The organism is Ligaoa zhengdingensis (assembly GCF_014384885.1).
Classification (GTDB): Bacteria; Bacillota; Clostridia; order Oscillospirales; family Ruminococcaceae; genus Ligaoa; species Ligaoa zhengdingensis.
Map to the genome: position 1 here is coordinate 1 of NZ_JACRST010000042.1, position 8,792 is coordinate 8,792.

General features: G+C 58.7%; 1 protein-coding gene. It reads left to right on the top strand.

Annotation, left to right across the window (positions count from 1 at the left end; genetic code table 11):
- Positions 1 to 573: 573 nt before the first annotated feature.
- Positions 574 to 8,792: beta-L-arabinofuranosidase domain-containing protein (locus tag H8711_RS12890; protein WP_249283803.1), on the top strand; the 8,219-nt coding region annotated here is incomplete at its 3' end.

Consider the following 8,792-nt stretch of genomic DNA (forward strand, 5'->3'; position numbering starts at 1 on the left):
CGGAGGCGCGGTGCGGCAGGTTGCTGCACCGCGCTTTCGCCGTCAGTGGGCAGCACGAAAACTGATCCGCAGCGGGAAAAAGAAGAGCGCCCGGCGTTCCCTCAGGGGGGAGCGCCGGGTAATTTTTGCTTTTATTAAGGAAAAATGGAATAACATGTAATTTTTCATGAAAAACATCATGTCATTTCATGAATTATCATGAAATCTAAAATAGATGCTAAAAAATCGTAAATAAATTATGGGATTAATATGGTATTATAAGGGAGCGATATAATTTAGAATTCCCAATTAAGAAGTTTGGGCGAAAGGGCGGATCAGAAAACAATAGCTTTATCGTGAGAAACTTATGTTAAAAAATCACAAAAAGAGGAGTGGAAAACGCAAAGACGAAACAGCAAAAAAGTAGGATAATGAGGGGTACAGAGGTTAGAAAAATTTTACCACCGATAGGAGCGAAGCAAAATAAGGGAGCAAAGCAGAATATGCCGGAAGGGAGGAAACAGGAGAAAAGAGCATCTGCGGTGGGTGATAAATTTTTAACAGTGAAAGGACAATAGGAGGGAACAAGAATTGATGAAAAAACACAGGAAAGCATTGCAGCGCTGGATCAGCTTTGGGTTGAGCGCGGCCATGTTGTGCAGCCCCCTGACTGCGCTGGCGGATGGCGGTTCACCCCTACCGGAAGCGCTGGCGGTCAAAGAGCTGGCAACGGCGCGCGTCTCTTACGGCAGCTCGTTGGAGGACGCGCTGGCAGTATTGCCCCAAACGGTGGATGTCGTTGTGGAGCATAATGAACCGGATCTGCCTTCCGAAATTCTTTTCCAGGACGATTTTGCAAACGAAGCAACAAGCGAAGCGAACTGGTCGAGCGAATATGACCCGCAGAATGTGGTCAGCTTCACCGACGGCAAGGTTTCCTTCGGCAAGAGCACCAATCTGAAGTTGGTGACCGGCGACGAGGAATGGACCGATTTTGTCGTGGAGGCGGATATCTCCGGCGAGTCGGCGGAACCGACCAACAACTTCGGCATCATGTTCCGCTGCACCGGTATCACACCCGAAAAGGCCGATTCCTACAACGGCTACTACGCGGGCATCGGTTACAGCACTACAACCAAAGGCAACGCCTTGGTCGTCGGTTATGCGAACGGTTCCTGGAACCACATCACATCGCTGCCGATCACCTACCAGGCCAAGCAGAAATATAACCTGAAGGTCGTCGCCTATCAGGATATCATCACGGTTTTCCTGGATGGGGTCAAGCTGTATCAATTCCAGGATAGGCTGTTCCAGAACGGCGTGGCGGGTCTGCGCTCGTACAACGAGCCGTTCGAGGCCACCAGCTTCCAAGTGAGAACAGTCACCAAGGCCGACCGCGATGAATGCGGCATCGTGGAGGAGAAAATCGTATCGGCACAGGTGGCAGAATGGACCTGCGACGGCTACGACGGCAAAACGCCGGGCAGCTATTCCTGCACCGGCACGTTGGCTGCCTCCAAGGAGTTTTCCAATCCGCGCGGATTGAAAGCTGTCTGTTCAGTGACGGTCAAGGACCTGCCGCCTCTGATCGACAGCGACACCGCCCACGCGTTGGATTTCACCCAGGTGAACATCGACGACGCCTTCTGGGGCGCTCGTCAGAAACAGTTCATCTGCCAGGTGATTCCGGCCGGCATCTCCAATGTGGAAAAGGGCGGTGGCGGCATTCCCAACATCAAGAATGCGGCGCTCAAGCATCGCGGTGAAGCCTATGGCGGGTTCAGCGGCGCGTTCTATGTGGACTCCGATGTCCATAAAGTGCTCGAGTCGATGTGCTACGCCCTCCAGATCGACCCGAAGGGCGACCAGGAGATCATGAAAGGCCAACAGTACATCAGGGATAAACTGGAGGAGTGGATCCCCTACTATGTGGACGCCCAGGAGGAGGACGGCTACTTCGATACATACTTCACTCTGACCACGAATCCCAAATGGACCGACTTCAACCTGCACGAGCTGTACTGTGCGGGCCACTTCTACGAGGCGGCTGTGGCGCACTACCGCGCGACCGGCGACACCCGCCTGCTCGATGTCGCAGTGAAGAATGCCGACTATGTCGATAGCCTGTTCGGTCCGGGCAAATGGAAACAGGTTCCCGGCCACCAGGAGATCGAGCTGGCGCTCATCAAGCTGGCCAACCTCTGCACTGAGATCAGCGAGCTGAACGGCGTCAACTACGGCGAGAAGGCGGACAAGTACATCGCTCTCTCCAAATTCTTCCTGGATACCCGCGGCGACTATGAGGGCCGCCACGGCACCAACCACAACAGCGCGCAGGTGCAGGATCACAAGCCGGTGGCGGAACAGACCGAAGCGGTCGGCCACGCGGTGCGCGCGCAGTATATGTACACCGGCATGGCCGATGTGGCTCTGCTCGAGGGTACCGATGTCTACGACACAGCGCTGCTGTCGTTGTGGGAGGATGTCACCCACCGCAAGCAGTATGTCACCGGCGGCGTGGGCTCCAATCCACCCGCTTACCCCGAGGGCTTCGACGATAAGCCCTATGTGTTGCCCAACGACACGGCCTACTGTGAGACCTGCGCAAACATCGCCAACACGATGTGGAACCAGCGCATGAACCTGCTGTACGGCGACAGCAAATACGCGGACATCATGGAGCGCGATCTCTACAACAGCATCATCTCCTGTGTCAACTTCGATGGCGACCGCTTCTTCTATGGCAACCCGATGGCGAGCAACGGCGGCAAGCAGCGCTCCGCCTGGTTTGGCACCGCCTGCTGCCCGCCCAACCTGATGCGCACCGTCGAGGCGTTGGGGAGCTATGTCTACACCCAGAAGGGCGACGAAATCACCCTGAACCTCTATGTCGGCAGCGAAACCGATCTCAACGTCGGCGGCAACCTGGTCAAGTTGAACCTGGACACCGAGATGCCCTGGTACGGCAAGTCCACCATGACGGTCAAGGTCGGTGAACCGCAGGCGTTCTCCATCCGGTTCCGCGTGCCCGATTGGGCGACCGGTGAGAACACCGTGCTGGTGAACGGCGGGGCTGTTTCGGCTGTCCCTGACGCAGCCGGCTACGTTGTGATCGACCGCACCTGGGAGGACGGCGATACTGTCGAGCTCGATTTCCCGATGGAGGTCAAACGCCTCCATTCGGACGAGCGGGTGGTGACCAACCTCGGCAAGACGGCGATCCAGCGCGGCCCGATCATCTATGCTGCCGAGGCCGCAGACAACGACTTTAACTTTCATTCGGCTACCCTGCCGCCCGAGTCGGAATTCACCACCGAGTGGGTGGAGAACCTCGACGGCGAGGAGGACCCCTATCGGATCAAGTCGGTGATGAAGCTCCATGCGCCGGGCAAATATTTCGATGAAGAAATCACCTGGACGCTGATCCCGTACTACTCGTGGTGCAACCGCGGGGCGGGCAGCATGGCGGTGTATTTCAACGAAGAGGGCGTGGAGGATCGGCCGCTGGAACAGATGGCGACCCCGTCAGCGTCCTACACCAACCCGTCTGAAACGGTTCTGTCGCTCAACGACGGCACCGATGCGCGCTGGACCACCTGGACCCAGCCCACGCCCAACCCCTGGGTGCAGTATGACTTCGACATGAATGTCACCCTGTGGGGCTGCAATGTCAAATGGTATGACGACGGCGGCGGTGTTCAGATTCCGGACGGATTGACCATTGAATATTGGAACGGGTCGGAATTTGTACCGGTCGACCAGATCGGCGCTTATGATACCTTCAAGAAAAACACAGAGAACGAATATCTCTTTAAGCCGGTGATCACCAGCAAAATCCGCATGAATATCAAAAACGACGTCAAAAACGTCGCTTCGGGCATCATGGAATGGAAATTGCTGGGATCCCTGAAGGAGATCGACTATACCGACATTGGCCTGTCGGCGGTGCGCTACGGCGACCGCGCCTACGCGGGCGAGTACAACACCCTCAATGTCGCCACCTTTGCGCCGGCGACCTCCAACCGATTCCGCGCCCTGATGGATTGTGGCAAGCCGGTCGGCATGAAGGAGTTTAGGCTGCGCACTGCGGACGGCAGTTACATCGAGCAGCAGGGCGTTCCGACCGCGTCGTATACCCTGCCGAATTCCAACCTCGGCGCTGTGAACGACGGCAAGGGGATGGATCAATCTTCCGCATCTTTGGATGCGGAGACCTGGTCGACCTATCCGCAGTCGGGCGAGCAGTGGGTGGAATACACCTTCGAGCAGCCGTACACGGTGGATCAGGCGGAAATCTGCTGGTACCGCGCGTGGGATGACGGCGTGGTTTCCCCCAACGCGTGGAAGATTCAATATTTCGCGGATGGCGAGTGGAAAGACGCTGAGCAGTCGATTTCCGAGCTCGCGGGCTTTGACTCCAAGACCTACGAGTACGAGGTCGCGCTGCCCAAGGGCGCTCCGGTCCCCGCTGTCGCCGCGGATTACGACAAAGGGCTCGCCAAAATCGCAGTCGAGCAGGCTGACGCACTGCCCGGCACGGCGGTGATCACGGTCACTTCGGCCTTTGACGACGCCATTTCCCGCACCTACACCATCCGTTTCACCGAGCGGGAGGACAACCTGCCGGGCCTGCTCTCGGTCGGTTCGGTACCGGATATCACCGTGGCGCACGGCAGCTCGCTGGAGGACGCGGCCGCCCTGCTGCCCAAAACGGTGGATGCAACGATCGAAAACAGCCTGCCAGAAACGTCCGAGACATTGTTTGAGGACAACTTTACCAACGCTCAGGCGAGCGCGGCCAAGTGGACCGCTTACGACCCGCAGGGCGCGGTCAGCTTCACCGACGGCAAGGTTTCCTTCGGCAAGAGCACCAACCTCAAGCTGGTCACAGGCGACCAGAGCTGGAGCGATTACGTGGTGGAGGCCACCCTCTCCGGCTCCGCCAACCCGACCAACAACTTCGGCATCATGTTCCGCTGCACCGGCGTCACCGGGGATACGGCCGACTCGTATCAGGGCTACTACGCGGGCATCGGCTTGAGCGGCGAGTTCGGCGGCACCGCCCTGTGCGTGGGCTATGCCGACGGCAGTTGGCACTATATCGACGGGGTTGCCCACAATTATGAGGGCGGCCGCGATTACAAGCTGAAGGTCGTCGCCTATCAGGATACCATCACGGTGTTCCTGGACGGCGTCAAGATGTATCAGTTTAAGGATTCGAGATTTGCAAACGGCCAGGCGGGCCTACGTTCCTGGAACATGGACTTCCAGTCCACCGACTTCCAGGTGCGGACGGTCACTGCGGGCGACCTCGCGGATTGCGGCATCGCACCCGAAAAGGTGGTTCCGGCCGAGGTGGCGCAGTGGACCTGTGACGGTTTCGACGGCCAGACGCCCGGCACCTATACCTTCACCGGTCGTCTCGCGGCGTCCGATGTGTTTTCCAATCCACAGGGGTTGACGGCGAGTGCGAACGTCCGTGTGAAGCAGCAGGCGACCCCGGCCACAGACAAACCGCATTCGGTCGATTTTACCCAGGTGAACATTACCGATGAGTTCTGGGCGGCCCGCCAGAAGCAGTTCATCTGCGAGGTCATTCCGGTGGGCATCCAGCGTTTGGAGGAAACCGGCGCGATTGACAACTTCATCAACGCGACCAAGAAGAACAACGGCGAACCACACGGCAGTGCGTCCGTCGGTGCCGCATCTGATTCCGATGTGTTCAAGGTTGTGGAGGGGATGTGCTACGCGCTGCAGCTCGACGCGCAGGGAGACGCGGAGATTCTCGCCGGCCAGCAGGCCATCCGCGACAAGCTGGAGGATTGGATCCCCTACTTTGTCGGATCGATGGATCAGGACGGCTACCTCAACACCTGGTTCATCCTCAATCCCGGCCGTTGGACCAACTACCACGCACACGAGCTGTATGTCTGCGGCCATTTCTACGAGGCGGCCGTGGCACACTACCGCGCGACCGGCGACTCCCGTCTGTTCGACATGGCGGTTAAGAGCGCCGACTACATCGACTCCAAATTCGGCCCGGGCAAATGGAAGCAGGTCCCCGGCCATCAGGAGATCGAGCTCGCGCTCGTCAAGCTCGCCAACCTCTGCAACGAGATCGGCGTGAAGGACGGCGTGGACTACACTGAAAATGCAGTTCGCTATATCAACCTCGCCAAGTTTTTCCTGGATACCCGCGGCGACTGGGAAGGCCGGCTGTGGGAGGTCTGGAGCCCGGCGTGGGAGGCCAACAAGGGCGAATACAACCAGGATCACATGCCGCTCAAGGATCAGCGTGAGGCGGTTGGCCACGCGGTGCGCGCGCTGTACACCTACATCGCAATGGCGGATGTGGACCTGCAAATGGGCGACAGCGCATACAACGACGCGCTGCTTGCCCTGTGGGAGGATGTCACCCACCGCAAGAGCTATATCACCGGCGGCGTGGGCATCGCCGTGGGCAACGAGGGCTTCGGCGACCCGTACCAGCTGCCCAACGATGGCGCCTACTGCGAGACCTGTGCGCAGGTTGCCGATATGATGTGGAACCAGCGCATGAATCTGCTGTACGGCGATAGCAAGTACGGCGATCAGATGGAGCTGCTGCTCTACAACAGCATCATTTCTGGCGTCAACATGGACGGCAACCGGTTCTTCTATCAGAACCCGATGAGCAGCGGCGGCGGCCTGGAGCGCTCCGAGTGGTTCTACGGCGTGCCCTGTTGTCCGACCAACCTGATGCGTTCGGTGATGAGCCTGGGCGGCTACATCTACAACCAGGAAAAGGATACCGTCACCATGAACCTGTATATCGGCAACGAGGCCGACCTCACCGTGGACGGAAAAGCGGTGCGGTTGACCACCGAAACCAACATGCCGTGGGCGGGCTCCTCCACCATCACCGTGGATGCCAACGAACCCACCGCGATGACCCTCAAGCTGCGCATCCCCAATTGGGCCACTGCAGACAGCAGCGCAAAACTCAACGGCGAACCCATTTCGCTCACCGCTGATGAAGAGGGCTATCTGGTTCTCTCCCGCACCTGGAACGCGGGCGATAAGATTGAGCTCGACTTCGGTATGGAAGCGCAAGTGGTCGAGAATGACCCCAATGTCGCAACAAACGAGGGGCTCAACGCGATCAAACGCGGCCCAATCGTCTATGCTGCGGAACAGGCGGACAACGAAGGCAGCTTGAAGATGTATTTCTACGACCGCGATGACATCACCATGAGCACCGAATGGGTGGAGAACCTCGTGGGCGACGCCGATCCCTACGGAACAAAGGGCGTCCTGAAGATCAAGGTGGACGGCGCGAAGTACACCACCGCGGGCGGCGACCGGGATGCAACCCTCACCCTGATTCCTTACTATGCGTGGGCCAACCGTGGGCCGGGCCAGATGCTGGTGTATCTGCCCAGTAAGTCGGTGGGCGGTGGCCACGCTCTGGAATTCTATGCGCAGCCCACGGCATCGTTTACCAACAGCAACGGGATCGATCGCGTCGATCACCTCAACGACGGCGACCCCAGCGCGGAGAGCCGCTGGACCTCCTACAACGGGGATAATGTGTTGATCAACCCGTGGGTGCAGTACGACTTCGGCACGGATGTGACCATCTGGGGCTGCAACGTGCAGTGGTATGACGACGGCGGCGGCGTACAGACCCCGGACGGCGCGCAGGTGCTCTACTGGGACGAAACGGCCGGCGAGTTCCTGCCGGTGGAACTGGTGGAGGGCAGCTTGACCAGCTACCTGTTCCAGCCGGTTCAGACCAGCAAGCTGCGCTTGCAGATACAGAACGATGTCAAACGTGTGGCGCCCGGTATCACCGATTGGAGTCTGCTCGGTTCGATGGACCCGGTCGACTTCGACGACATCAGCTTAAACGGCATCCAGTACAGCACCGGCCGTGAAGCGATCGATTATGGCACCGAGTATCACACCTTTAATGTGGCTACATTCACCCCTGTGACCTCCATCCAGTTCCGTCTGCTGATGAACAGCGAGCACCCGATGGGCTTGCGTGAGTTCCGGCTCATGAGCCGGCTTCAGGCCGCGGCGGGCGAATATGTCGAGGGACAGGCGACCTTGGCGGCGTCCTACACGGGGGCTGGCTCCACCGCTGCAATCAACAATGGATTCTTTGAAGGCGGTTCGGATGAGAACGCAGCGACCGATCAGTGGTCCACCTGGCCGCAGAGCGGCGAGCATTGGGTGACCTTCACCTTTGCGCAGCCGCAGACCATCTGCCAGGCGGAGGCATTCTGGTATTGGGCGAGCTGGGACGACGGCGTCGTCAAGCCCGATTCGTGGAAACTCCAGTATTTTGCGGATGGGCAGTGGAAGGATGTCGGAATGCAGTATGCTTCGGTGGAGGACTTCGCCGAAGATACAATGGATTACGAGGTCGTTCTGCCCGAGGGTGCGGAGGTGCCCGAAGTGATCGCGGCGTCGGATGACGCATATGCGAAGGTGAAGGTGGAGCAGGCGGAGGCAGTGCCCGGCACAGCGACGATCACGCTGACCTCGCTCATCGGCTCGGATGTGGAGAAGGTTTACACCGTACACTTTACCTACGGCGGCGAACAGCCGTCCGACGTGGATAAGAGCTACCTGGAAGCGCTGATCGCAGTGACCGACGGTAAGTACGAGGAAGAGCGCTTCACAGCGGATAGCTGGGCGGCGTTCGACGAAGCGCTGACTGCTGCGAAAGACGTGGTTGAGAACGACGCGGCGACCCAGGAGGATGTATTGAGCGCATACCTCGATCTGGTCATGGCGCGCGACGGCCTGACCTATGCGCCGGACAA